At 69.5% G+C, this 24,523-nt stretch carries 26 protein-coding genes; 10 read left to right on the forward strand and 16 right to left on the reverse strand.

What is annotated here, in order from left to right; genetic code table 11:
- Positions 1-28 precede the first annotated feature (28 nt).
- Positions 29-550 carry a gamma carbonic anhydrase family protein gene (locus ACIA8R_RS00620; RefSeq protein WP_357702304.1) on the forward strand — a complete coding sequence of 174 codons (522 nt, stop codon included), beginning with the start codon at positions 29-31 and terminating at the stop codon, positions 548-550.
- Here the strand turns inward: ACIA8R_RS00620 and ACIA8R_RS00625 are convergent.
- Positions 522-1,403: a hypothetical protein gene (locus ACIA8R_RS00625; RefSeq protein ID WP_364084134.1), complete on the reverse strand. Its 882-nt coding sequence runs from the start codon at positions 1,401-1,403 to the stop codon at positions 522-524. The genes ACIA8R_RS00620 and ACIA8R_RS00625 overlap by 29 nt on opposite strands.
- Before the next feature lie 74 nt (positions 1,404-1,477).
- Between ACIA8R_RS00625 and ACIA8R_RS00630 the strand changes: the two genes are divergently transcribed.
- Positions 1,478-2,806 (forward strand): hypothetical protein, encoded by a 1,329-nt coding sequence (locus tag ACIA8R_RS00630; protein WP_397036519.1) that lies wholly within the window; start codon positions 1,478-1,480, stop codon positions 2,804-2,806.
- A gap of 214 nt (positions 2,807-3,020) precedes the next feature.
- Positions 3,021-3,182 (forward strand): hypothetical protein, encoded by a 162-nt coding sequence (locus ACIA8R_RS00635; RefSeq protein ID WP_020540796.1) that lies wholly within the window; start codon positions 3,021-3,023, stop codon positions 3,180-3,182.
- A gap of 118 nt (positions 3,183-3,300) precedes the next feature.
- Here the strand turns inward: ACIA8R_RS00635 and ACIA8R_RS00640 are convergent, their stop codons facing one another.
- The 7 genes from ACIA8R_RS00640 to ACIA8R_RS00670 all read right to left on the reverse strand — a co-directional run bounded on the left by ACIA8R_RS00640 (position 3,301) and on the right by ACIA8R_RS00670 (position 10,039).
- Positions 3,301-3,582: a metal-sensitive transcriptional regulator gene (locus ACIA8R_RS00640; RefSeq protein ID WP_352327377.1), complete on the reverse strand. Its 282-nt coding sequence runs from the start codon at positions 3,580-3,582 to the stop codon at positions 3,301-3,303.
- A gap of 29 nt (positions 3,583-3,611) precedes the next feature.
- Entirely contained in the window at positions 3,612-4,679 is a 1,068-nt protein-coding gene (locus ACIA8R_RS00645) for a glycosyltransferase (protein ID WP_397035693.1), read from the reverse strand.
- On the reverse strand, positions 4,676-5,470 hold the full coding sequence (locus ACIA8R_RS00650) for a hypothetical protein (RefSeq protein ID WP_397035695.1): 795 nt from the start codon (positions 5,468-5,470) through the stop codon (positions 4,676-4,678). Before ACIA8R_RS00650 ends, ACIA8R_RS00645 begins: the two co-directional genes overlap by 4 nt.
- Positions 5,471-5,617: 147 nt before the next feature.
- A complete protein-coding gene (locus ACIA8R_RS00655) occupies positions 5,618-7,717 on the reverse strand; it encodes a (Fe-S)-binding protein (RefSeq protein WP_397035697.1) in 2,100 nt (699 codons plus the stop codon).
- A 126-nt stretch (positions 7,718-7,843) separates the two neighbouring features.
- Complete coding sequence (locus ACIA8R_RS00660; RefSeq protein ID WP_357702293.1) at positions 7,844-8,428, reverse strand: TetR family transcriptional regulator; 585 nt, start codon at positions 8,426-8,428, stop codon at positions 7,844-7,846.
- Between the two features lie 16 nt (positions 8,429-8,444).
- A complete protein-coding gene (locus ACIA8R_RS00665; RefSeq protein ID WP_364084125.1) occupies positions 8,445-9,233 on the reverse strand; it encodes a class I SAM-dependent methyltransferase in 789 nt (262 codons plus the stop codon).
- Positions 9,230-10,039 (reverse strand): sugar phosphate isomerase/epimerase, encoded by an 810-nt coding sequence (locus ACIA8R_RS00670; protein ID WP_357702289.1) that lies wholly within the window; start codon positions 10,037-10,039, stop codon positions 9,230-9,232. Before ACIA8R_RS00670 ends, ACIA8R_RS00665 begins: the two co-directional genes overlap by 4 nt.
- Positions 10,040-10,154: 115 nt before the next feature.
- Between ACIA8R_RS00670 and ACIA8R_RS00675 the strand changes: the two genes are divergently transcribed.
- From ACIA8R_RS00675 to disA, 5 genes are all read left to right on the forward strand, one after another.
- Entirely contained in the window at positions 10,155-10,853 is a 699-nt protein-coding gene (locus ACIA8R_RS00675) for a class I SAM-dependent methyltransferase (protein ID WP_364084122.1), read from the forward strand.
- A 66-nt stretch (positions 10,854-10,919) separates the two neighbouring features.
- Positions 10,920-11,294: a MerR family transcriptional regulator gene (locus ACIA8R_RS00680; protein ID WP_357702285.1), complete on the forward strand. Its 375-nt coding sequence runs from the start codon at positions 10,920-10,922 to the stop codon at positions 11,292-11,294.
- On the forward strand, positions 11,291-11,599 hold the full coding sequence (gene trxA, locus ACIA8R_RS00685) for a thioredoxin (RefSeq protein ID WP_357702283.1): 309 nt from the start codon (positions 11,291-11,293) through the stop codon (positions 11,597-11,599). The genes ACIA8R_RS00680 and trxA overlap by 4 nt, the downstream gene beginning before the upstream one ends.
- Before the next feature lie 37 nt (positions 11,600-11,636).
- Complete coding sequence (gene radA / locus ACIA8R_RS00690) at positions 11,637-13,043, forward strand: DNA repair protein RadA (protein WP_357702281.1); 1,407 nt, start codon at positions 11,637-11,639, stop codon at positions 13,041-13,043.
- A gap of 40 nt (positions 13,044-13,083) precedes the next feature.
- Complete coding sequence (disA, locus tag ACIA8R_RS00695; protein ID WP_357702279.1) at positions 13,084-14,160, forward strand: DNA integrity scanning diadenylate cyclase DisA; 1,077 nt, start codon at positions 13,084-13,086, stop codon at positions 14,158-14,160.
- 14 nt (positions 14,161-14,174) lie between these two features.
- Here the strand turns inward: disA and ACIA8R_RS00700 are convergent, their stop codons facing one another.
- Positions 14,175-14,846 carry a hypothetical protein gene (locus ACIA8R_RS00700; RefSeq protein ID WP_357702278.1) on the reverse strand — a complete coding sequence of 224 codons (672 nt, stop codon included), beginning with the start codon at positions 14,844-14,846 and terminating at the stop codon, positions 14,175-14,177.
- 78 nt (positions 14,847-14,924) lie between these two features.
- On the opposite strand from ACIA8R_RS00700, the gene ACIA8R_RS00705 reads away from it, so the two are divergent.
- Positions 14,925-15,800 carry an A/G-specific adenine glycosylase gene (locus ACIA8R_RS00705; protein ID WP_364084116.1) on the forward strand — a complete coding sequence of 292 codons (876 nt, stop codon included), beginning with the start codon at positions 14,925-14,927 and terminating at the stop codon, positions 15,798-15,800.
- A gap of 17 nt (positions 15,801-15,817) precedes the next feature.
- Here the strand turns inward: ACIA8R_RS00705 and ACIA8R_RS00710 are convergent, their stop codons facing one another.
- Entirely contained in the window at positions 15,818-16,234 is a 417-nt protein-coding gene (locus ACIA8R_RS00710; protein ID WP_357702275.1) for a cupin domain-containing protein, read from the reverse strand.
- 45 nt (positions 16,235-16,279) lie between these two features.
- Positions 16,280-16,657 (reverse strand): cupin, encoded by a 378-nt coding sequence (locus tag ACIA8R_RS00715; RefSeq protein ID WP_364084113.1) that lies wholly within the window; start codon positions 16,655-16,657, stop codon positions 16,280-16,282.
- Between the two features lie 59 nt (positions 16,658-16,716).
- Here ACIA8R_RS00715 and ACIA8R_RS00720 point away from each other — a divergent pair, with 59 nt between their 5' ends.
- Positions 16,717-17,187 (forward strand): MarR family winged helix-turn-helix transcriptional regulator, encoded by a 471-nt coding sequence (locus ACIA8R_RS00720; protein WP_364084110.1) that lies wholly within the window; start codon positions 16,717-16,719, stop codon positions 17,185-17,187.
- A gap of 5 nt (positions 17,188-17,192) precedes the next feature.
- On the opposite strand, the gene ACIA8R_RS00725 is transcribed toward ACIA8R_RS00720, so the two are convergent.
- The 5 genes from ACIA8R_RS00725 to ACIA8R_RS00745 all read right to left on the reverse strand — a co-directional run.
- On the reverse strand, positions 17,193-18,131 hold the full coding sequence (locus ACIA8R_RS00725) for a TIM barrel protein (protein ID WP_357702269.1): 939 nt from the start codon (positions 18,129-18,131) through the stop codon (positions 17,193-17,195).
- A 579-nt stretch (positions 18,132-18,710) separates the two neighbouring features.
- Complete coding sequence (locus ACIA8R_RS00730; RefSeq protein ID WP_357702267.1) at positions 18,711-21,212, reverse strand: ATP-dependent Clp protease ATP-binding subunit; 2,502 nt, start codon at positions 21,210-21,212, stop codon at positions 18,711-18,713.
- A gap of 1,052 nt (positions 21,213-22,264) precedes the next feature.
- Positions 22,265-22,597, reverse strand: a complete 333-nt coding sequence (locus tag ACIA8R_RS00735) for an Lsr2 family protein (protein ID WP_125641669.1) — start codon at positions 22,595-22,597, stop codon at positions 22,265-22,267.
- Between the two features lie 514 nt (positions 22,598-23,111).
- Positions 23,112-23,600 carry an RDD family protein gene (locus ACIA8R_RS00740; RefSeq protein WP_397035704.1) on the reverse strand — a complete coding sequence of 163 codons (489 nt, stop codon included), beginning with the start codon at positions 23,598-23,600 and terminating at the stop codon, positions 23,112-23,114.
- 105 nt (positions 23,601-23,705) lie between these two features.
- The coding region (locus tag ACIA8R_RS00745) for an RDD family protein (protein ID WP_397035706.1) at positions 23,706-24,523 on the reverse strand (818 nt) is incomplete at its 5' end.

The following is a 24,523-nucleotide window of genomic DNA, read 5'->3' on the forward strand; positions in this document are numbered from 1 at the left end:
ACCTGAGGCGGGAATTACGATTGGACGAATGTACATAGCAGCGTTGGACAACGGGGCGGTGCCGGACCTCCATCCGGAGGCGTACATCGCGCCCGGCGCCGTCGTGGTCGGAAGCGTGCGGGTGGGCCGGGCGTCCAGCATCTGGTACGGCTCCGTTCTCCGAGGGGACGACGAGCGGATCGAGATCGGCGAAGAGTGCAACGTACAGGATCTGTGCTGCCTGCACGCCGACGCGGGCCAGCCGGCGATCCTTGAGGACCGGGTCAGCCTGGGCCACAAGGCCATGGTCCACGGCGCGCACGTCGAGACCGGCGCGCTGGTCGGCATCGGCGCGATCGTGCTGGGCGGCGCCCGGGTGGGCGCGGGCACGCTGGTGGCGGCCGGCGCGCTGGTGGGCCCGGGCAAGAAGATCCCGTCCGGGGTGCTGGTGGCCGGCGTGCCCGGCAGGATCGTGCGCGAGCTCACCGACGACGACCGGGCCTCCTTCGCCCGCACGCCGGACAACTACATGGCCAAGGCGATCAGGCACCGGCAGGCGTCAGCAGTTTGATCAGGACCTGGTCCGACACCGAGGCGGTGTTGAGCGGGTCTGCGTAGTCCGGCAGCTCGGGGCGGAGGAAGCGGACGAAGTCGACGGTCAGCTTGAGGTCGGGGGTGCCCTTGATCTGCTTGGCGTTGGCCTTGGCGGCGTCCTTCTTGAGCGTGCCGTAGCTGTCCCAGTCGGTGTAGGCGGTGACACCCCATTGCAGCACCTCGGGGAGGTTCGAGGGCCAGCGCCTGGCCACCTTCCAGGCGCCGCCGTCCTCCTTGTAGAGCGCGACGGCGACCCGGCCCAGCCTGGCCAGCACGAGGTCCACCCAGCCGCTCTTGACCGCCGTCTCCAGCGGCTTGGAGCTGCCGTCCAGGGTGAACTTGGCCTCGACCTGCCCGGCCGCGTCGGCGGTGCCGGTGGTGACGGACATCCAGTTGGGCTTGTCGTACGTGCCGGGCTGGCGGGCCATGAGCCCGCCGAGCGAGAACTTGCGCGCGGGCCTGCCGCCCTTCGCGCCGGTGACCTTGACCCGGGCGTGCATGACGATGTCCCCGGCCAGCTCCTGGTAGACGAACGGGCCGCGGAAGCCGTCGTACCAGGTGGAGGTCTTGGGCTCCAGGTAGAGGGCGCCCTTGGCGGTCTTGTTCACGTCGAGCTTGGCGATCCTGTCGACGTCCTTCTCGGTGTCGCTCAGCTTGCTCCACACGGCCAGCTCCGCGGCGTCGGCGAACTCGCCGGAGGCCGACCCGACCTCGCCGCCGGGCGTGGGCGCCTGGGCGTTCTGGACGGTCAGCACGCCGGGACCGGTGGGGGTGGGCGGGGCCTCGGCCGCGAGTCCGCAGCCGCTCACCACTCCAGCCACCGCCAACACCCCTGCCACCTTTGCCCTCATAGCGGACATTCTGCCGTGAAATGCCGACAGGTAGAGTCCGGCAGGCCAGTACGATGACGGCCGTGCGCCCCTGGGATGCGTTCACCTCGACAGAGGCGGAGGTCCGCGCGATGGTCGCGGACCCGCGCTGGCAGGGCCTGTCCGTGCCCGACCGCGCGCACGTCCTGGCAGCTCGGGTCCTGGTGACCCCCGACGGCGACCGCTGGCTCCACGGCGCGTACGCGCGCTGGCACCTGCACGACCCCGGCGACGGCCGCTGGCATCCCGCGCCGCCTCCCAGGGGCGAACGGGCGCGCAAGGTGGGGCACGTCACAGCGGCATTGCCGGACGAGGTGGTGCCCACCGGGCCCGACTTCGCCGCCGAGCCCGGCTCGACCCAGGCGTTCATCGGCCCCGACGTACCGCAGGCGGTGACCGAGCAGATCGCCGAGACGGTCCGCGGCGCCGGCCGCAAGTCGGAGCTCGACTACCCGCTGACCGCCTTCGGCGAGATCTTCGCCGCCGACGTGCCGAGCACGGTCGCCGCCGTCTGGGGGACGATCATGTGGTGCGCGTACGCGCCGGCCTTCGACGGCAACGAGCGCCTGATCACGCTCTTCGGCGAGTACCTGCGCCGCTCGCTGCCCGGCGACGAATGGGTGCGCTGGCTGCCCGCGCCGCCGCTGCTCGACCTCGTCACGCTGGTGTCCGAGCGCACCCGTGCCGGCCGCCCGCGGGCCGCGCTCCGGCTGGCCGCGCTGATCGCCGACACGGCCCAGGTGCTGCTGTCCGACATCCGGTTCAGGCCGCGGGCGCTGGCGCTGCTCACGATGGTGGAGCCGACGCTGCGCCGGCCCGGCCGCGACGACGCCGCGGCCGCTCGGGGCGACGACGCCGTACGCCGGGCCTGGCTGGACCGTTGCCCGCCGCGGCTGGCCCTGGCCCTGCTGCCGGAGACCGATCCCGGCGCCTGCTTCGCCCACTCGGTGTACGACCTGGTCGAGGCGCTGAGCTTCGTGGGCGACGCGTCGGGGGCGGCGGCGGCGTACCTGGCCGATCTGTCCGACTCCAGGAGGATGTTGCCCGAGCGGCTGAACCACCGGCTGCGGCGGGCGTACGGGGAGTTGGAGCGTGCCGGGCTGACGGGCACCTCGGCGGCCGAGCGCACCGAGCCGGAGGGCTTCGCCGTACGTCCGGGCGGGGAGCCCGTGCCGCAGGCGGCGGTGGTGACGCCGCCGGACCGGGAGAGCAAGGCGGCCGTGCTGGGCGCGGCGTACGCCACGTGCCTGGCGTGGAGCCGGCTGACCGGGGCCAAGGTGCCGCAGCATGGCCTGGCCGGCCAGAGCGCGCTGGTCCGCGAGCTGATCCACGAACGCGACGATCACCACATCGGTCACACGTAACCCACTATTACCGTAATTTCACCCTTACTACGCCCATATCCCCGTATCACTTCAGTCACCGGGCAATTCGCTGAATTGTGATCTCGACTTCGGGAAATGATCCCTGTGGGGCCCCCGTGACGCCGAAAGGAATGACTCCGATGGGCCATGTCGCAGGAAGGGCGCTCGCCGTAACCTCGTAGAGGGTGTGGGCTGCGGAAGGAAGGACGACGCGGTGGGGCACGACGACCTGGACTCTCGGGTCCACGACCGTGTCGCGTTGGACGAGATTGCGCTCTACGCCGAGGTGCTCACCGCCGTCGCTGTCAGCGAGCGGCGGCTGACCTTGGACGAACTCGACGACGCGCTCGGATTGCGGACTTCGGCGAGTCGCTGAAGACCATCGAAAATTACCTGTCCCGGGCTCCGATGGGGTCCGGGACAGTCGTTCCCGGGGATTCCAGGTAACTAGTCAATCGAGGGTGTCTCTCTCCTACGTATGGAGGAGGACGGCCCTATGACTTGACCAGGCGGGCGATGGCGGCCGACGCCTCCTTCACCTTCGCCTCGGCCTCCGGGCCGCCCGTGTTGATCGCGTCGGCGACGCAGTGGGAGATGTGCTCCTCCAGCAGCCCGAGCGCCACGGCCTGAAGGGCCCGCGTGGCCGCGGAGACCTGGGTGAGCACGTCGATGCAGTAGGCATCGTCGTCGACCATGCGCTGCAGGCCCCTGATCTGGCCCTCGATTCGCCGGAGGCGCGTCAGATATGCCTGCTTGTCTCCGCTGTACCCATGCATGCTTCTACGGTACCCGTAACCCGTATGAGCTAGCGGAGATCTGAGAGCAGCTTCTCCCACTGTTCGGCGACTTCCTCGGCCGAATGGCGTACGGCGGTGTCCAGAGCACCGGCCGCGAGCGAGCGACGGCGGCGCTCGTCGTCGATGAGCGCGAGCAGCGCGCCCGCGAAGTGCTGCGCCTCGCTCTCGCTCTCGGGCACCAGCACGCCGTTGTAGCCGGTCGCCACGAACTCCCTGGGGCCCCTCGCGCCCTCGAAGGCCACCACCGGCACCCCGCACCCCATGGCCTCCAGCACGGTCATGCCCAGGTCTTCGCTGCGGGAGGGGTTGGCCACGATCGACGCCTTGGCGAACTCCCCCGCCAGATCGGGCGTGACGCCCATGAAGTAGACGTGGTTGTGCAGGTCGAGCTCGCCCACCAGCGAGCGCAGCCGCCGCTCCTCGGGGCCGCCGCCGTACAGGCGCAGCCGCCAGTCGGGACGTTTGTCCGCCACGATCGCGAACGCCCTGATCAACCGGTCGTACGCCTTGACCGACACCCACCTGCCCCCGGCCGCCACGATCCGGTTGTCCATTCGCGAGCGCGGCCACGGGCCACCCGGCAGCGCGTCCGGCACGGAGTGGACGGCGAGCCCGCCGCCGAGCAGCCTGACCCATTCCTCCTGGGCCGACTCCGTGGCCGTCACGACCGCGTCGAGGCGCGGGTAGAGCCGCTGCACCGGCCCGGGGACGGCGGGCCGCCCCCACTCTCTGGCGATCTTGAGGGTTTCACGTGGAGCATGCCGCGCCACCTGGACGCCGATGCCCGGCCTGGTGGTGATCACCACGTCGGCCCTGAGCCCGCGCAACATCCGCCAGAGCGCCATCTCGGTGCGCATCTGGCCGCGCGGCAGCAGGTGGCGCACCCCGGGACGGGCGTCGACCACGCTGCGCATGGCCACCTTGGCGCCGATGGGGAAGAACGGCTTCTCCTTCTGCCGCCTGACGCTGACGACCTCGACCTCGTGCCGCTCGGACAGGGCGGTGGCGAGGTTGAGCATCGCGCGCACGTCGCCGCGCATCCCGTACGCCGAGGCGAGGACCAGGCTGACCTTCATCCGCCCACCTCGATGCGCAGCTCGTCGTCGGCGGTGTAACTGGGCCGGACGGGCACGCCGTCGATCTCGGCCGACGGATAGTGCAGCCGTCTGCGTTTGCCGTCGACGTCGTCGAGCCAGGCGCCCAGCCGCAGCGGCGTGGGCACGCCCTCGACCTCCAGCGCGGGTTCCCACGTACCGGCCGTGTCGGGATCGGCCTCGACCACGTTCACCAGCGACACCGCCGCGTGGAAACGCACGCCCTGGACGGTGGCGGTGGACGACACCCGTTCCCTGGTCGGCCTGCGGTCGAGGGTGAGCGTGGCCTCGCGGCGCGCGTCGTCGTCCTCCAGCCCGGTGTACGCCAGCAGCCCCGTCACCTCGAACCGGCCCTCCCTGAACCAGATCGCCCGTACCTCGGCCACCGGCGCGGCGTCGGCTATCTTCAGGGCCAGAAACCCGTTCCGGGTCCGGTACGACCGGTAGGCCAGCGTCCGGCGGCACAGCGCGTACGCGTCGAGATGGTCGAGCGAGAACCCGGGATCGACGCTGCGCAGTCTGCTGCGGCCGCCCTCGTGCCGCAGGTAGGCGTCCCATCGGCCGGCGGTCAGCTCCAGCGGCGCGAGCGAGACGGCCAGCGTGGCCTCCCGCGTCCGGCTTCCCGTCCGGCCCAGACGCACGTCGCGCTCGACCCCCGTGGCGCGATGGCGCAGGACGAGCTCGGTGCCGTCACCCAGGGGCTCGTCGATGGCGAGTCGCAGGGAGAGCACGTCGGCCAGGGTGACTTCGGCGTCCGTGACCACGACGCGCATCACTAGCCCCCTCCCCGTCGAATAAGGCCATGCGACGTTGAGGTTACCGTGATTTTCCCGTTATGTGGATGGGAGATTTCCTGGGCATGGCCTCGTGACGTGCGGAACTCCTCTACAGAGCCTGTAGAGGAGTCCGACTTTTCGAGGTCAGGAAGCGCCCTTGACAGATTTGATCAAGAGCTGCGCGACGTCCACGACTTCCAGCGTTTCCTTGGCCTCGCCGTTGTTCTTCTTCTCGTTGATCGCGTCACCGAGCATCACCATGCAGAACGGGCACGCGGTCGAGACGGTGTCGGGATTCGTGGTCAGCGCCTCGTCGACCCGCTCGGTGTTGATGCGCTTGCCGATGCGCTCCTCCATCCACATGCGCGCGCCGCCCGCGCCGCAGCAGAAGCCGCGGTCCTTGTGGCGGTGCATCTCCTGGGTCTGCACGCCGGGCACCTTCGACATGATGTCGCGGGGCTGGGAGTAGACCTTGTTGTGGCGGCCGAGGAAGCACGGGTCGTGATAGGTGATCTTCTCCTCGATCGGCGTGACCGGGGTGAGCAGACCCTCGTCCACCAGCTTCGACAGCAGCTGCGTGTGGTGCACGACCTCGTAGGTGCCGCCGAGCTGCGGGTACTCGTTAGCCAGCGTGTTGAAGCAGTGGGGACAGGTCGCGACGATCTTCTTGACGCCGGCCTCGTTGAGCGTCTCGATGTTCTGCTGGGCGAGCATGTTGAACAGGTACTCCATGCCCAGGCGCCGGGCCGGGTCGCCGGTGCACGCCTCCATCGGGCCGAGCACCGCGAACTTCACGCCCGCGATGTGCAGCAGCTCGGCGACCGCCTTGGTGGTCTTCTTGGCGCGGTCCTCAAGGGCGCCCGCGCAGCCCACCCAGAACAGGTACTCGGCGTCCTCGGGCATCTTCTCGTCGACCAGCTCGACCTCGAAGTCGAGCTCCTCGATCCAGTCGGCCCGCTTCATCTCGGACATGCCCCACGGGTTGCCCTTGTTCTCCAGGTTCTTCACCATCACCCCCGCCTCGGACGGGAACGACGACTCCACCATGACCTGGTAGCGGCGCATGTCGAGGATGTGGTCGATGTGCTCGATGTCCACCGGGCACTGCTCGACGCACGCGCCGCAGTTGGTGCACGACCACAGCACGTCGGGGTGGATGACGCCGTCCTCGCCGACGAGCGGCTTCTCCAGCAGCGCGAGCACGTCGGTGCCGGCGTGCTCGTTGCTCGCGGCCATCAGGTACGGGGCCACCTTGAAGGCGTGGTCGCGCTGGTCGAGGATGAGCATCTTCGGCGAGAGCGGCTTGTCGGTGTTCCAGGCCGGACACTGCGACTGGCAGCGGCCGCACTCGGTGCAGGAGTAGAAGTCGAGGAAGCCCTTCCAGGTGGTGTCGCCGATCTTGCCGCGGCCCAGGCGTTCGGCGTCGAGCTCCTCGTCCTCGAAGTCGACGAGCTTGCCGTCGACGCGCAGCTCCGAGGCGGCGCCGAGGCCGTTGGGACGCCGGGAGAAGAGCACGTTGAGCGGCGCGGTGAAGATGTGCAGGTGCTTGGAGTTCACCACGATGACCAGGAACACCAGCATGAAGCCGATGTGCAGGAGCAGCGCGATCTCCTCCAGCAGCGGGCTCGCCGGCAGCGCGTCGCCGAGCGCCAGGGAGACGAAGGCGCCGGAGGAGTAGGGGAAGTTGCCGTTGGCCGCCGAGGCGCCGCGGGCCAGGAACAGCGTCCAGATGATGTTGAAGATCATGAACAGGACGAGCCACGCGCCGCCTAGGTGCGAGCCGGAGAAACGCGACTTGCGCCCCAGCGTCTTGGGCGAGTTCTTGACCCGGATGATCGCGAAGGCGACCAGCCCGAGCAGACACGCGACCGCGATGAAGTCCTGGAGGAGGCCGAGCACGCCCCAGGTCCCGATGAGCGGGATGTGGAAGTCGGGCTCACCGGTGATCGCGCCCTGGATGATCGCGCCGTACGCCTCGATGTAGACGGTCAGCAGGATGAAGAACGCCCACATGACGAAGAAGTGGGCGATGCCCGAAGGCGTCCACTTCAGCAGCTTCTTCTGGCCGAAGACCTCGACGAGCTGGGCCTTGAGCTCATCGGCGGCGTGCTCCTTGGCGTACTCGACGCGTTCGGGCGCCGGCGGCCCCGAGGTCGCCAGCTTGAACAGGAACAACACCCTGCGGCCGGCGACGGCCACCGCCAGGACGGTCATGACCAGCCCGATGATCGCTACCCAGAGCACGGGGTCCTCCCACAGACGACGATGGCTGCCAGCATACGGACACGCGTTTCCAGGAATCTTACCGGCCAGTAACTTCCCGGGACGACACCTATACCCTAAGGTCAGTGCCCTATACCGAACAATGCTCTACGCCGTGAAGTACCTCTGGATGGTCGGCGCGATCAGCTCGACCAGCTCTTCCGGGTCCGCGCCGGCCAGTGGCTCCAATTTGATCACGTAGCGGGCCATGATGAGGCCGTACATCTGGGCGAACGCGGCCTCGATCCGCAGGTGCGGCACGCCGAGACTGTCGGCCACCTGGAAGAGCAGGGCGTTCGTGATGAACTCGCGGAACATCGCCGCGGCCTGCTCGTTCGTCAGCGCCGAGCGGATCAGGGCGATCATCGGCTCGCGGGTCTCCGGCTCGGCGGTCACGCCGAGGATCGTCCGCACCAGCCGCTCGCCGATCTCCTCGCGCGGGCCGTCCAGCAGCATCGGGACGATCTCGTCGGGGGTGATCGGCAGTTGCAGGGCCGCCGCGAACATGCCCTCCTTGGTCTCGAAGTAGTGGTGCACCAGAGCCGGGTCGACCTTGGCCTCCCGCGCGATCCCGCGCACCGTGGCCTTGTCGAAGCCCTTCTCGGCGAACACCCGCCGCGCCGCCGCCAGGATCTCGCCGCGCGTGTCGGCGGACCCGGGCCTGCGTCCGGGCCGCCGTCGTACGTCGGTCATGGCCGCGCCCCGCCGGTCACCGGCCCACCGCCAGGTACACCCGCATCGGCACCGACAGCACGCCCTCGGGGAAGACCTTCCCCAGCTCCCCGCGCTGCCGGGCGACCAGCCCGTCGGCCGCCTCCGGCGACAGCGCCGCCATGTACGAGTGGGACCGCAGATCGAGCAGGAAGTCCTCGATGCCGACCAGCCTCGTCCACGGGATCCAGCGCTCCTCGACCACCTCGAAGGCCGCGGCGATGGGCGGCACCGACCACTCCTCGACCGCCGGCCCCCAGTACGTGGGCACCGCCTCGGCCAGCCGCGCCTCGTAGGCGGCCAGCCAGTCGGCCTGCGCCGCGTGGTGGAGGTTCCAGCAGCCCACGATCGCGCCGCCGGGCCGCAGCACCCGCCTGGCCTCGGCGATCGAGACGACGGGGTCGAGCCAGTGCCATGACTGCGCGTACGTCACCAGGTCGGCCACCCCGCCGGCCAGCGGCAGCGCGTTGCCGTCGGCGATCAGCGCCGTGACGGCCGGCGGCTCGCCGTCGATCCGCGAGACCAGCCGTGCCAGCATCTCCGCGCCCGGGTCGACCGCGATCACCTGCGAGCCGCGGGCCCGCAGCGCGTGTGTCAGGATGCCCGTGCCCGCGCCCACGTCGACCGTGGTGGCGCCGTCGAGCTCGACCCCGGTGATCTCGGTGAGCGCGCGGAACATCTCGTCGGGATAGGTCGGGCGGCCCGCGTCGTAGGCGTCGGCCACGCTGTCGAAGACCCTGGCGAGGTCTCTGGTCGGCCCCACGTTCCTGGTCGGTCCCACGTTCATCGGGACGCCGCCAGGTGCAGCCGGGCGAAGGCCAGCGCCTCGGCCAGGTCGTCGACGCGCTCGGTGCGGCTGGCCGCCTTGCGGGTGTTGATCTCCAGCACCACCAGGCCGCCGTAGCCGGAGGTCGCCAGGCGTTCCAGCATCTGCGCGCACGGCTGGTTGCCCCTGCCGGGGACCAGGTGCTCGTCCTTGTTCGTCACGCCCATGCCGTCGGCCAGGTGGAGGTGGGCCAGCCGGTCGCCGAGCTTGGTGGCCATCTCCATGGCGTCGGAGCCGGACACGGCGGTGTGCGACAGGTCGAGGGTGACCTGCGGGAAGTCGTAGTCGATCGGGTTCCAGTCGGGCGAGTACGGCACCACGTCGTTGCCCCTGGCGCGCAGCGGGAACATGTTCTCGACCGCGAACGTGACCGCGGTCTCGTCACGCATGCGGGCCAGGCCGTTCTCGAAGTCGCGCGCGTAGTCGCGCTGCCAGCGGAAGGGCGGGTGCACCACGACGGTCGAGGCGCCGAGGCGCTCTGCGGCCTTCTGCGCCCTGACCAGCTTGGCCCAGGGGTCCCTGCCCCAGACCCGCTGCGTCACGAGCAGACAGGGCGCGTGGATCGCCAGGACGGGCACCTGATAATGCTCCGACAGCCGCTCGATCACGTCGATGTCCTGGCTCACCGGATCGGCGCCGACCATGATCTCGACACCGTCGTAGCCCAGGCGCGCGGCCAGTTCGAACGCGTCGGGAGTGCGTTCTGGATATACCGAAGCGGTGGACAATGCGATCTTCGCATTGGGCACGCGGATGACATCAGCCACGTTGCCAGCCTAAGCCGGAGAAGCGCCTCTGGCGCGTGAGCCCCACCAGATAGCCCTACCCAACCCCCCATCCCACCCCAAAGACGCTCCCTCACACCCCACTACGGTTGGGACCATGCCACGGATAGCCAGAGGCGCGATCCCGAGCCCGAACATCTGGAACACCCCCCAGGTCTACGAGCTGGAGAACCGCGCCGTCGACCCCCAGGGCGCGGCCGACGCCGCGATGCGCGAGCTGCGCCCCTGGGCCGGCGCGACCGTGCTCGACATCGGCTGCGGCACCGGCTACCACCTGCCCGTCCTGGCCGCCGACGCGGCCGCCGTGATCGGCGTCGAGCCCCACGGCGACCTGGCCGGCCTGGCCCGCCGCCGCTGCGCGAACCTGCCCAACGTCTCGGTGCACGCCGCCACCGCCCAGAACCTCCCGATCCCCGACGCGAGCGTCGACGTGGCCATGGCCCGCTGGGCCTACTTCTTCGGCCCCGGCTGCGAGCCCGGCCTGCGCGAGCTGTCCCGCGTCGTACGCCGCGGCGGCGCGGCCTTCGTCATCGACCTCGACGCCACCCGCGGCTCGTTCGGCCGCTGGTTCTCCCGCACGGTGCCGGCGTACTCGGCGCGCGAGGTGGAGGCGTTCTGGGTCCGCCAGGGCTGGCAGCGGCGGCCGCTCGACCTCACGATGTCCTTCGAGCGCCGGGCCGACCTGGAGGCGGTGCTGCGCATCGAGTTCGCCCCCGACGTGGCCGAGCAGGCCGTCGCCGAGACCCCCGGCCTGGAGATCTTCTACCCGAACGTGCTGCGCTGGCGCTACTTCTGAGCTCATGGCCACACCTTGCCCGGAGGACTTGACGTTGACGTCGGTGTCAACGTTTACCTTGGACGCATGCGCATCGGGGAGCTGGCGGAACGCACCGGGGTGAGCACCCGTTCACTCCGCTACTACGAGCAGCACGGCCTGCTCTCGGCCAGACGCGGCCCCAACGGCTACCGCGAGTACGCCGAGGAGGACGTCAAGCTGGTGTCCGAGATCCGGTCGTTGCTCTCGGTCGGCTTCACGCTGGAGGACACCAGGCCGTTCGTCGACTGCCTGCGCTCGGGCCACAGCTCGGGCGGCTCCTGCTCGGAGTCCGTCGAGGTCTACCAGCGCAAGATCATGCAGATCGACGAGGAGATCCGCGTGCTGCTCGCCCGCCGCGCCGAGGTCGCCGCCCAGCTCGCCCAGTCGTGCCCGGGCTGTTTCGTAAGGGGAGACAAATGATCACGTTGACCACCGACAACTTCGAGGAGCAGGTGCTCAAGAGCGACCAGCCGGTGCTGGTCGACTTCTGGGCCGAGTGGTGCCCGCCGTGCCGCATGGTGGCCCCCGTCCTGGACGAGATCGAGGCCGAGCACGGCCTGGCCATCGGCAAGCTCAACACCGACGAGAACCCCGAGATCATGTCCCGCTACGGCGTCATGGGCCTGCCCACGCTGCTGCTGTTCGAGAACGGCGAGCCCGTCAGGCAGATCGTCGGCGCCCGCCCCAAGCGCCTGCTGGTGCAGGAACTGGGCCTGTCACGGTAGTCGAGGATTGTCGGCACGGGCCGCTAGCCTGCTCGACATGGCCAAGACAGCGCAGAAGCCCGGTTACCGCTGTGCCGAGTGCGGCTGGCGCACGAGCAAGTGGGTCGGCAGGTGCGGCGAGTGCCAGGCGTGGGGCACTGTCGACGAGGAGGGCGCGCGCGCCGGGGTCAGCGTCGTCCAGGGCGGCGCGACCACCGGGCCCGCGCTGCCCATCGGCCAGGTCAAGGCCGAGGTGGCCACGGCCCGCACGACCGGGGTGAGCGAGCTCGACCGGGTGCTCGGCGGCGGCCTGGTGCCCGGCGCGGTGGTGCTGCTGGCCGGTGAGCCCGGCATCGGCAAGTCCACGCTCCTGCTGGAGGCCGCGGCCCGCATCGCCGAGCGCACCACCGTCCTCTACGTGACGGGCGAGGAGTCGGCGGCCCAGGTCCGTCTGCGGGCCGACCGCATCGGCGCCATCCAGGACAATCTCTACCTCGCCGCCGAGACCGAGCTGTCGGCGCTGATCACCCACATCGACAAGGTCGAGCCGAGGCTGCTGGTGGTCGACTCGGTCCAGACGATCGGTTCGGCCCAGGCCACGGGCGTGCCCGGCGGCGTGACCCAGGTGCGCGAGGTGGCCGCCAACCTGGTGCGCCTGGCCAAGGAGCGCAACCTCGCCACGGTCCTCGTCGGCCACGTCACCAAAGAGGGCTCGATCGCCGGCCCCCGCACCCTTGAGCACCTGGTCGACGTCGTGCTCAGCTTCGAGGGCGACCGCCACTCCAGGCTGCGCATGGTCCGCGCGATCAAGAACAGGTTCGGCCCCACCGACGAGATCGGCTGCTTCGACCTGCACGAGCGCGGCATCGAGGGCATCACCGACCCCAGCGGGCTGTTCGTCTCGCGACGCACCGAGCCGGTCGCCGGCACCTGCGTCACCGTCACCGTCGAGGGCACCCGCCCGCTGCCCGCCGAGGTGCAGGCGCTCGTGGCCCGCACCGAGGCCCAGCAGCCGCGGCGATCGTCCTCCGGGCTCGACACCTACCGCGTGCAGATGATCCTCGCCGTGCTGGAGCGCCGGCTCAACGCCCGGCTCGGCGGCTGCGACGTGTTCACCGCCACCGTGGGCGGCATCAAGCTGGCCGATCCCGCCGTCGACCTGGCAGTGATGCTCGCCGTCGCGAGCGCCGCGGGCGACAAGCCGCTGCCGGCCGGGCTGGTGGCGCTCGGCGAGGTGGGCCTGGCGGGCGAGCTGCGCCCGGTCAAGGACGTGCGCAGGCGGCTGACGGAGGCGGCCAGGCTGGGGTTCAAGCGGGCGCTCGTCCCCGCCGGATCCCTCGAAACGGGCACCGGGAAACGCAACGGGCAGCGGGCTCTGGTGCCTGTGGGGCCCGTCGCTTTCGCACCCGGGTTCGAGGTCGTCCAGGCCGAGAACGTCTGGGACGCACTCACGCACGTCACATAGCACGGCTAAGCTGGGCGTGACCAATCGACACGGGGGTCAGGTGGACAGGAGTCTTGACGACCGCCGTCGCGACGCTTTGGCCGCTGTGGCGCCGGGCACTCCGCTGCGCGACGGCCTTGAGCGCATCCTGCGCGGGCAGACCGGCGGGCTGATCGTGCTCGGCCACAACCGGACCGTCGAAGAGGTCTGCAGCGGCGGCTTCGAGCTCGACGTCGAGTTCTCGGCCACCCGCCTGCGCGAGCTGGCCAAGATGGACGGCGCGATCGTGGTGAGCAACGACCAGAAGATCGTGCGCGCGGCTGTGCACCTCGTCCCCGACCCCGCGATCCCCACCGACGAGTCGGGCACCCGCCATCGCACCGCCCAGCGCGTGGCCAGGCAGACGGGCCTGCCCATCATCGCGATCAGCAAGTCCATGCGGATCATCGCCCTCTACCTCGACGGCATCCGCTACGTGCTGGAGGAGTCGGCGGCCATCCTGTCCAAGGCCAACCAGGCCCTGGCCACCCTTGAGCGCTACAAGCACCGGCTCGACGAGGTCTCCGGCACCCTGTCGGCGCTGGAGATCGAAGACCTGGTCACCGTGCGCGACGTGTCGGCGGTGGCCCAGCGTCTGGAGATGGTCCGGCGCATCTCCGACGAGATCAAGGGCTACGTGGTCGAGCTCGGCACCGACGGGCGGCTGCTGTCGCTGCAGCTCGACGAGCTGGTGGCGGGCGTCGACTCCGAACGCGAGCTGGTCGTGCGCGACTACCTGCCGGCCCCCGCGAGCCGCCGCCAGAAGCGCCTGACCGAGGCCCTCCACGACCTCGACCACCTGTCGGGCGGCGAGCTGCTCGACCTCTCGGCCGTGGCGCACGTGCTGGGCCACGGCGGGGCCGAGCGGCTCGACAGCCCGGTGAGCCCGCGCGGCTTCCGGCTGCTGGCCAAGGTGCCCCGGCTGCCCGCCACGGTGGTCGACCGCCTGGTCAACCACTTCGGCGGCCTGCAGAAGCTGCTGGCTGCCAGCATCGACGACCTGCAGGAGGTGGGCGGCGTCGGGGAGTCGCGCGCCCGCAGCGTCCGCGAGGGCCTGTCGCGCCTCGCGGAGTCCTCGATCCTCGAACGTTACGTCTGAGCGGGCCGCCCCGGTCAGCGCAGGTGGAAGACGCCCTTGCCGCTGCGCAGCGCGCCCATGCGGGCGGTGGCCACGTACGTGCCGGGCAGGGCGGCGGCCGGGGTCGAGCGGCAGTCGGTGCTCGACCGGCGCCGGTCCCACTCCAGGGTCCGCACGTACGGAACCCCGCGCTGCAACTCCCTGACCTCGGTGCCCAGCCCGCTGACGCAGTCGGCGGTGGACCAGATGCGGTCGGCGCCCGAGGTGATGCGGATCTCCATGGCCCGCGGCCCGACGTCGGCCGTGCACATCACCGGCCCGGTGTTGACCAGCGTGACGATGAAGGTCGGCCGCGTCGCGCCCGTGTAGATCGGCTCCTTGCCGCCCTGGAGGCTCAGCACCAGGCTGTCCTGCGGGCACGGCTCCCCCGGCCGTCTGGGTTTGACGGCCGGGCTCTCCTTGGGCGCCGGGGTGGGCGAGGGGCTGGCCGTCCCCATGGCGAGCGTGCGCAGGCCGGCCAGCAGCGGATCGGTGGCGGGCGTGGCGCTCGGTGAGCTCTGCGCGTTGGACGGTCGTTCCGGCCCGGAGCCCCCGCTGGAGCACGCCCACGCCACCACGGCCACCACGACGAGAACGGCCACCAGCACGCTCATGCGACGCCGCCAGTAGACGTCACCGCCGTCGCCACCCATCGAATCCGGATCCATAGGCACAGCATGGTAATTGATCGGCTACCAACAGTGACGACACGCCGAACGACTCCGTCTCCGAATACGCTTGACCCCGTGGTTGAGCCGAACCTCCTGCACGCCCCCGTTCTGGAGTGGTACGAGGACAACGCCCGAGACCTCCCCTGGCGCGCCGACGACGCGACCCCGTGGGGGGTGCTGGTCAGCGAGATCATGCTCCAGCAGACCCCGGTCGTCCGCGTCCTGCCGGTGTGGCTGGAGTGGATGGCCCGCTGGCCCACGCCCAAATCGCTGGCCGCCGAGCCGCCGGGCGAGGCCGTACGGCATTGGGGCAGGCTCGGTTATCCGCGCCGGGCGCTGCGGCTGCACGCCTGCGCCCGTGCCATCGCCGACGAGCACGGCGGCGAGGTGCCCGACGACCACGCGACCCTGCTGGCGCTGCCGGGCATCGGTGAGTACACCGCCGCCGCGGTCGCCAGCTTCGCGTACGGCGGCCGGCACGCCGTCCTGGACACCAATGTGCGCCGGGTGTTCGCGCGGGCCGTACGCGCCGAGGAGTACCCTCCCACGGCCACCTCCGCGGCCGAGCGGCGGCTGGCCGAGTCGCTGCTGCCCGAGCTGGGCGCGGCTCGCTGGGGCGTGGCCGTGATGGAGCTGGGCGCGCTGGTCTGCACGGCCCGCGCGCCGCGCTGCGCCGACTGCCCGATCGCCGACCTGTGCGCGTGGCGGCTGGCCGGCAAACCGCCGCACACCGGCCCCGCCCGCAAGGGCCAGACGTACGCCGGCACCGACCGCCAGTGCCGCGGCCGCCTGCTCGCGGTGCTCCGCGCGGCCCACGGCCCGGTGCCGAAGACGGCCCTCGACGTGGTGTGGGACGACGCGGTCCAGCGCGAACGCGCACTCGACGGCCTGGTCACCGACGGCCTGGCCGAGGTGCTCGACGACGGCACGTACCGCCTGCCGCACTCCTGAGCCGGCCGGGCCGCCCGCTAGGCCATCCACGGGGGCACGGTGCGGTCCGTGCCCTTCGGGGCCAGGTCGCAGGCGTCGGGCGCGGACTCGCCGCCGGGGTTGTAGACCTCGACCCCCGCGGGCGCGACGACGATCGAGACGAACCCGCGCCCGGGGGCGGCGAACATCCGCCGGCTCACGTCGGCGGGCAGGACCATGGTGTCGCCCGGCCCCACCTCGAACCGCTCGCCGCCCAGCTCGACGACCGCGCCGCCCTCCAGCCAGGTCCACACCTGCTCGCCGGCGGCGGCGTGCACCGGGCCCTCCATGCCGGGGTTGGCGTCCACGCGCCACATGGCCACCCCCGCCCGCCCCTGGGTGGGCGAGGCGAGCGTGGTCATCAGGGCGTTGGGCGTACGGACTTCACGGGCGTCGGCGGACATGACGACTGGCATCGTACGAACTCCTTTGGTTCTCGGCTGGAACGTTCCTGATGGCGATCACGCGATCCACGGCGGAGTGCCGACGTCGGTGCCGTCGGGCATGATGGCCCTGGCCCCGGCCGCGGCGGTGACGACGGCCGTGTAGCCGGCGTCCGCGTCGGCCAGCACCCTGCGCAGCACGCGGGCCGGCATGACCACGGTGTCGCCCGCGGACACCACGAACCGCTCGTCGCCCAGCTCGACGGTGGCCCCGCCGGAGAGCCAGCTCCACACCTGCTCGGTGTCGATGTCGTGCTGGGGCCCTGCGACGCCCGGCTTGGCGTCGACCCGCCAGAGCGAGCACGAGGCCCCGCCCTGCGTCGGCGAGGCGAAGGTGGTCATGACCCCGCCCGGCGTCTCGGAGCGCCGGGAATCCGCGTCACGAATGACAGACACGATGCAACCCCCTAAGATAGGTAACTACGTTGTCTATATAGTTAACCAGGTTGTCTATCGTGTCAAGCGACACCCCGGGCTTCGAACTGCCTCTGCGGCTTCTGCTCGCCTTCCGCACGCTCATCGACGAGCTGCACGCCGAACTGGCCCGCCAGGGCCATCCGGACATGCGCCCGAACCACGGATTCGTCATGCAGGCGATCGGCCCACGCGGCACGACCGCCGTCGACCTGGGCCGTACCCTGGGCGTCTCCAAGCAGGCCGCGGGCAAGACGATCGAGGCACTGGAACGCGTCGGCTACGTCGAGCGCTCCAGAGACGACGCCGACACCCGGCGCAAGATCGTGCGCCTCACGCCCCGCGGCGTCGACGCGCTCGACCGTTCAGCGCGGATCTTCGACGACCTGCGCGCCCGTTGGGCCGCGGAGCTGGGCGAGGACCGCCTGCGGGCCCTGGAGTCGGACCTGCGCAGGATGACGCCGGCGAACGTGTGGCGCCTGGACACGCCAGGCTGGTTCGCCGGCCTCTGAGGGGATCAGGCGGCCAGTTGCAGGCCGAGGCTGGTCAGGTTCGTACGGGCCCAGGCCAGCTCCTCGGCCAGCAGCGACACCAGCGCGCCCGGCCCCTTCGCGCGCCCCGGCACGAACAGGTTGTGCGTCTCGACCTCGATGTGCGCGCTCCCGCTGACCGCGCCCGACAACATCGCCGTCAGCGTGTCGTGCAGCACCGCGCCGGTGCTCGGCGTCTCGCCCGTGTGGTTGTGCACGTGCCCCAGCTTGACGACGGGCGCGCCGGCCTCCGCCAGGCCCTTCAGCGCCGCGCCGGGCTCCTCGGCCCCGCAGGCGAGGTGACAGGCGTCCAGGCACACGCCCAGGTGCTCGGAGTCGATGCCGCCCACCCGCTCCAGCGCCTGCTCGGTCGTCTCCAGGACGCAGCCCGGCCACGGCTCGAACCCGACCCTGATGGTCTTGCCGGTCACGCTGTAGATGCCGCGCAGCTCGCGGGCCAGCCGCTCCAGGCGGCGGGTGGCGATGGCGTGCAGGTCGGCGGGCCAGTCGCGGCGCCAGCCGATCGGGATCGTCGAGATGCTGCCGAACCGTACGTCGTCGGGCAGCAGGAACGCCAGGATCTTGGCCAGCGCCATGGTGTAGCGGTAGCGCTCGGGCTTGGCCCAGTCGGGGCCGGGGACCTCCTGGTTGCGGCCGCCGGTGCCGTTCAGGCTGACGACCTCCAGGCCGCGCTCCTCCAGGGAGCGGCGCAGCCGTACGAGCTCGATGCGGTCGGCCGTGAGGTGATCGGCGACGCCGGGCGACAGCCACAGCCCGATGCCCATCCGCTCCACGCCCAGCCTCTTGCGCACCGGCACCGCGTAGCGGGTCAGGTGGGCGATCAGGTTCTCCAGGTCCTCGGCAGGATGGATACCTGCGTTGTAGGCGAGGTGAACGAGCGTTCCGTCGTTGTGACGCAGGCGCATCGGTTCCTCCACGGCTTGCTTGAGTGTTCCCGTCGCCCGCCTCAGACGCGCGAACCCTGTGAGCATGCCTGCTTCCGGGTGGCGCACGCGTCCGCCCTGAGTTGATTCCCTACTACTCCCCAGGGAGCAGCCCTGACTCTAGGAACACGCTCTTGCGGATCACTTGGATGAGACTTGGCGATGCTCTACGGAGTGTAGTACTACTAGCGGTGGCGATGTACCCAACCACCCAACAATTACGCAACAACCCCGTCTCACAGCTTCGAACGCCCCCGCCACCATGCAGGAAGCGCCGCCCACCATGGGCGAGCCGAGATGGGACGCGCGGCGGCACTCAACGATCACGAGCGGACGCACCCCAGAGCCACGCCGAAAGCAGGGGGCCCTGAAACCGGGATATGCGCGGCGTATTGTTGGCCGGCCCTGTGCGGCGTCCGGGCTTGCTCGGCCCCGCCGCGAAGAACCGGCGTCCGGAAAGAAGCAGCCTCCGGGAAACACACGGTGCTGCGGACGGTCGGGCCCGGACATGCGAAAACCCCCGCCGGGGCGGGGGTTTTCGGTGGTGCGTCGGTGCGTCGGTCAGTGCTGGATCGGCGCGGCGATCGCCGCCGCCGAGTCCGGGACCTCCGTGGTGGACTCGCCCTTGAAGACGAACTTGGCGTTGTCGCCCTCGCCCTCGATCGTCACCTTCACGACCTGCCCCGGACGGAGCTCGCCGTAGAGGATCTTCTCGGACAGGGAGTCCTCCAGCTCGCGCTGGATCGTACGGCGCAGCGGCCGCGCGCCCATGACCGGGTCGTAACCGCGGTCGGCCAGCAGCTGCTTGGCCTCGGGCGAGACGTCGAGCCCCATGTCGCGGTCCTTCAGCCTGGCGTCCACCTGGGCGAGCATCAGATCGACGATCTTGATGATCTCGTTCGGCGTCAGCTGGTGGAAGACCACGATGTCGTCGACACGGTTGAGGAACTCGGGCCGGAAGTGCTGCTTGAGCTCCTCCTGAACCTTCGCCTTCATCCGCTCGTAGTTGGACTCGGTGTCGTTGGACTTCGCGAACCCGACCCCGATGCCCTTGGAGATGTCACGGGTGCCGAGGTTGGTGGTCATGATGATGACCGTGTTCTTGAAGTCGACCACGCGGCCCTGGGCGTCGGTCAGGCGACCGTCTTCCAGGATCTGCAGCAGCGAGTTGAAGATGTCGGGGTGGGCCTTCTCGATCTCGTCGAACAGGACCACGGAGAACGGCTTGCGCCGCACCTTCTCGGTGAGCTGGCCGCCCTCCTCGTAGCCGACGTAGCCGGGAGGCGAGCCGAACAGCCTGGAGACGGTGTGCTTCTCCATGAACTCCGACATGTCCAGGCTGATCAGAGCGTCTTCGTCGCCGAAGAGGAACTCCGCCAGAGCCTTGGACAGCTCGGTCTTACCGACACCGGACGGGCCCGCGAAGATGAACGAACCACCGGGACGGCGCGGGTCCTTCAGACCGGCGCGGGTACGCCGGATGGACCGCGACAGACCCTTGATGGCGTCGTCCTGGCCGATGATCCGCTTGTGGAGCTCGTCCTCCATGCGGAGCAGGCGCTGGGACTCCTCCTCGGTCAGCTTGAAGACCGGGATGCCGGTGGCGGTGGCCAGGACCTCGGCGATGAGCTCCTGGGTGACCTCGGCCACGACGTCCATGTCGCCGGCCTTCCACTCCTTCTCCCGGCGCTCGCGCTTGAGCTGGAGCTGCTTCTCCTGGTCGCGGAGCGCAGCGGCCTTCTCGAAGTCCTGCGCGTCGATCGCGGACTCCTTGTCGCGACGGACGTTGGCGATCTTCTCGTCGTACTCGCGCAGGTCCGGCGGAGCGGTCATCCGGCGGATGCGCATCCGGGAACCGGCCTCGTCGATGAGGTCGATCGCCTTGTCGGGCAGGTAGCGGTCGCTGATGTAGCGGTCGGCCAGCTGCGCGGCGGCCACCAGGGCGTCGTCGGTGATGGACACGCGGTGGTGGGCCTCGTAGCGGTCGCGCAGGCCCTTGAGGATCTCGATCGTGTGGCTGAGAGAGGGCTCGGCCACCTGGATCGGCTGGAAGCGGCGCTCCAGCGCGGCGTCCTTCTCAAGGTACTTGCGGTACTCGTCGAGGGTGGTGGCGCCGATCGTCTGCAGCTCGCCACGGGCCAGCATCGGCTTGAGGATGCTGGCGGCGTCGATCGCGCCCTCGGCGGCGCCCGCGCCGACGAGCGTGTGCAGCTCGTCGATGAACAGGATGATGTCGCCGCGCGTGCGGATCTCCTTGAGGACCTTCTTCAGGCGCTCCTCGAAGTCACCGCGGTAGCGGGAGCCGGCGACCAGGGCGCCGAGGTCAAGCGTGTAGAGCTGCTTGTCCTTCAGCGTCTCGGGCACCTCGCCCCTGACGATCTTCTGCGACAGGCCCTCGACGACGGCGGTCTTGCCGACGCCGGGCTCGCCGATCAGCACCGGGTTGTTCTTGGTCCTCCGGGAGAGGACCTGCATGACCCGCTCGATCTCCTTCTCACGGCCGATGACCGGGTCGAGCTTGCCCTCGCGGGCCGCCTGGGTCAGATTACGGCCGAACTGGTCGAGCACCAGGGACGTGGACGGCGCCGACTCCTGGGGACCACCCGCGGCGGCCGGCTCCTTGCCCTGGTAACCGTGGAGCAACTGGATGACCTGCTGCCGGACACGGTTGAGATCAGCTCCAAGCTTGACCAGCACCTGGGCGGCCACACCCTCACCCTCGCGGATGAGCCCGAGCAGGATGTGCTCGGTGCCGATGTAGTTGTGGCCCAGCTGCAAGGCCTCACGGAGCGACAGCTCGAGGACCTTCTTGGCCCGCGGGGTGAACGGAATGTGCCCCGACGGAGCCGACTGGCCCTGGCCGATGATCTCCTCGACCTGCTGACGCACACCCTCAAGGCTGATGCCGAGGCTCTCCAGAGCCTTGGCGGCTACGCCCTCACCTTCATGGATCAAACCAAGAAGAATGTGCTCAGTGCCGATGTAGTTGTGGTTGAGCATCCTGGCCTCTTCTTGGGCCAAGACGACAACACGCCTCGCTCGGTCGGTGAACCTCTCGAACATCTCGTCGCTCCTCACAGAGCGGTCAGTCAGGCCGGTAAATCCGGTCCCGTCATCCCGCATGCTAGCCCTGGCTCGGCGAACCGTGCCCACTGCCGCTGACACGCTCTATAGCAGAGACGTTCCCCGAGAGCAGGGCGTTCACCCTCTATCCAACTACTGTTCGGGGGTGACGTGTTCCCGATACGCCGCAAGCGAACGATGTTTAGGCGCTTCCCGGAAGCGCCTGGAATTCGACGCCCGCGGCCCAGGGCGGACCAACACGGATCGGCCATCGGACGCTGGGCGAAGCCAGCCTTGGGGTGCCCGTCCGCCCACGCATCTCGGATGCCCGCGCCCGTATCTGTTACGTAATCATCGTATGTCCTGCACCAAACCGAGTCCAAGCGCGGACGCTACGCCCTGAGCACAACGCGGCACGGAACGCACGCCACGCGTAATCCCCATCGGGTCAGCCGGGTTACCGGTCCGCCGTCGCCGTGGGGCTCCCGCGACGGGACAATGTGCGGCACAAGGGAGAGGACGCCGGTTTTCCATCGCGTCCCACCAGTCGCACGGCCACGTTTTGCGGCCGTCCGCGACGCCGCCCCCGAGAAGCCCGAGAACCCCGCAGAAGACCGTAAGAAGCCGGTGCGCAAGAGGGCGGACTCAGGACGCGCCAGAAGGGCCCACCAGAAGGGCGCGGTCCGGTTTGTGTGGCGGAGCGTCACCGCTTTGCGCGTACGCCGCAGGAGCCGGGAACGGGAACATTGCGGCGGGTGACGGCATTGGCCCGTTCCCGGCGCGGGAGGCGGCGAAGAAGCGAGCCCGCCGGGGCGCCCGGGAATTGGCACGGACGCCGCCGCAAAGCCCGGCGCGTTCCACTCCCCCACAAGACGCCTTCCACGGCGTCCCAGGAGAGCAATACGCCCACATTTGGGCGAATCAGAAGATCAACAAGTGGCCGGGAAGATTCGCGAACTCCCCACAAAAACGATCATGCGCTTATGGCGCTCGCCGGGGTCCTAGGCGAACGGCATAAGCGCATGGTCAGGAGATGGCTCTCTCGACGAGGCTCAGTGAGCCGCTTCGTACTTCTCCACGACGGTGGAGGCGATGCGGCCGCGCTCGCTGACCGGCAGACCGTGAGCCTTGGCCCACTGCCGGATCTCCGAGCTCTTCTCGCGGCTCATCGCACGGTTGCCGCCGCGACCACGGCGGCGGGCGGACACGGCTCCTGCCCTGCGGGCGTGCTGCACGAAAGGCGTGAGTGCGTCCCTCAGCTTCTTGGCGTTAACGTCGCTGAGGTCAATCTCATAGGAGGAGCCGTCAATAGCGAAGCTGACCGTCTCATTGGCCTCGCCCCCATCGAGGTCATCGATGAGAATCTCCTGGATCTGCTTGGCCATCTACGCAATCCTTTCCCGGAGCATTGTTTCATTCGCTCGCCCAAACATATACCCGGAAAGGCGCGGAGACAATTCAGCGCCACGTGGATTCGCTGACTGGCAGATCAGTTCTGGTTCTCGGCCTGATCCTGGTGGTTTGACCGGCGCCCGGCGACCTCGGAGCGCAGCAACTTCACCGCGCCAAAGATGAAGGCGCCGCCTACCACGACCGGGGGGATGAGCGCTGACAATACGTCTGTTACGGCTTCCATTCGTCCTCGCCTCCAGGGCTAGCGGGGTTTCGGGGGCGCTAAATACGCATCCCGGCGCGACCTGCGGAGCACGCCGGACGCTCATGACGCCTAGGTGACAACTCACCCGGAACCGACCATAGCCACACACAGTCGCCCTCAGGGAGCAGGGGCACCGACATCCGGCAACCCGGACGCCCCATAGCCTAATGCCAGTCTCTCCAGGCTCCTTACCGGATCAAGGGAAAATTTTGCGAAAAGGCATCTTCCCAGGTGCGGATGCCTCAACGAAGATCTTTTACCACCCGCGTTCCGGCCAGCCTGTCATGCGGCCCGCGCTCCAACGGCTTGTCGATCAGGATGAGCAGGCCGACGCCGAACAGCAGCATTCCGGCCAGCAGATTGACCACCGGAATGCCCATCAGCATGACAGGCCCGGGATAGATCAGCGCTCGTTTCAGCAGGGCCCGGCGCGGCAGGACGTCCGGCGCCAGGCGAATCTTCATGATCGCCTGGCCGAAGGTCCGCCGGCGCAGGCAATGGGCCCGCCAGTCATAGGCCGTATAACACAGGCCGGCCAGGAACCACGCGAAGATCCCCGGGAGCCGCCCGTCGAACGCCTCCAACATCCCGACAGTTCGGAAGATGCCCCACAGCGCGATGAACAGAATGTAATAGAAGACCCCGAAGACCAGCGCCTCAATGAAGCGGGCGGCGAGGCGTTCCCACCATTCCGCGGGCACGGTGCCCGCCCACGACGGTGTCCCGGCCATATCCCACCTCACGGGGTCGGCGGTCGTCCCCCCATTTTGGTACGTCCCGCACACACAAAACAGAGGCCGGCGGGAAGCCGGCCCCTGTTTTACGCTGACGCGGGATTACTTGATCTTCACGACCACCGTGCCCGCGAACTTGTCCGCGAACGTCTGCTGCAGCGGCTTGTCCCACAGCTGCGAGGCACCGTTGACCGCGACGCACACCCAGCCGATCAGCGCACCCAGGATCGGGATGATGCTCAGGATGTAGCCACCCCAGGTGACGCCGGCACGCTTGATCGCCATGTCGGACGCGAGCCCGCCCGGAGCCAGCGCCTGGCCCACCGGGACGACCTTGATCCCCATGACCAGCTTGCCGACCGTCTGGCCGTTCGACTTCGTCATGAAGAACTCGTAGACCACCCAGATGGCGGTCGTGACGATCGTCGACAGGATGGCGATGACGAAGGCCGACATGAAGCCGGACGTCGAGCCGGTCGCCGAGTCGTAACCGATCGCGAACAGGCCGAAGATCAGGCCGATCACGAAGTTCACGATCCCGAGGATGACGCCGTCGATGATCCTCGCGACCAGACGCTGCCACCACTCCGCCAGAGGGGCCGGAGCGCCCGGGGGCTGCACGCCGACGGGCTGACCGTAGGGCTGGCCGTAGCCGGGCTGACCGTAGGGCTGCGACTGCTGCTGCTGGCCGTATGCCTGGCCGTACTGCTGCTGGTCACCGTACTGCTGTTGCCCGTAGCCCTGCTGCTGCTCGCCGTACTGCTGCTGGGCGTAGCCCTGCTGGCCCGAGGCGGGCTGCTGGCCGTAACCCTGCTGGCCGTACTGCTGCTGGGCGTAACCCTGCTGCTGCTCGCCGTACTGCTGCTGGCCGGAGGACTGCGGCTGCTGGCCGTAACCCTGCTGGCCCTGCTGCCCGTACT

This window comes from Nonomuraea sp. NPDC051191 (genome assembly GCF_044455665.1).
GTDB lineage: Bacteria > Actinomycetota > Actinomycetes > Streptosporangiales > Streptosporangiaceae > Nonomuraea.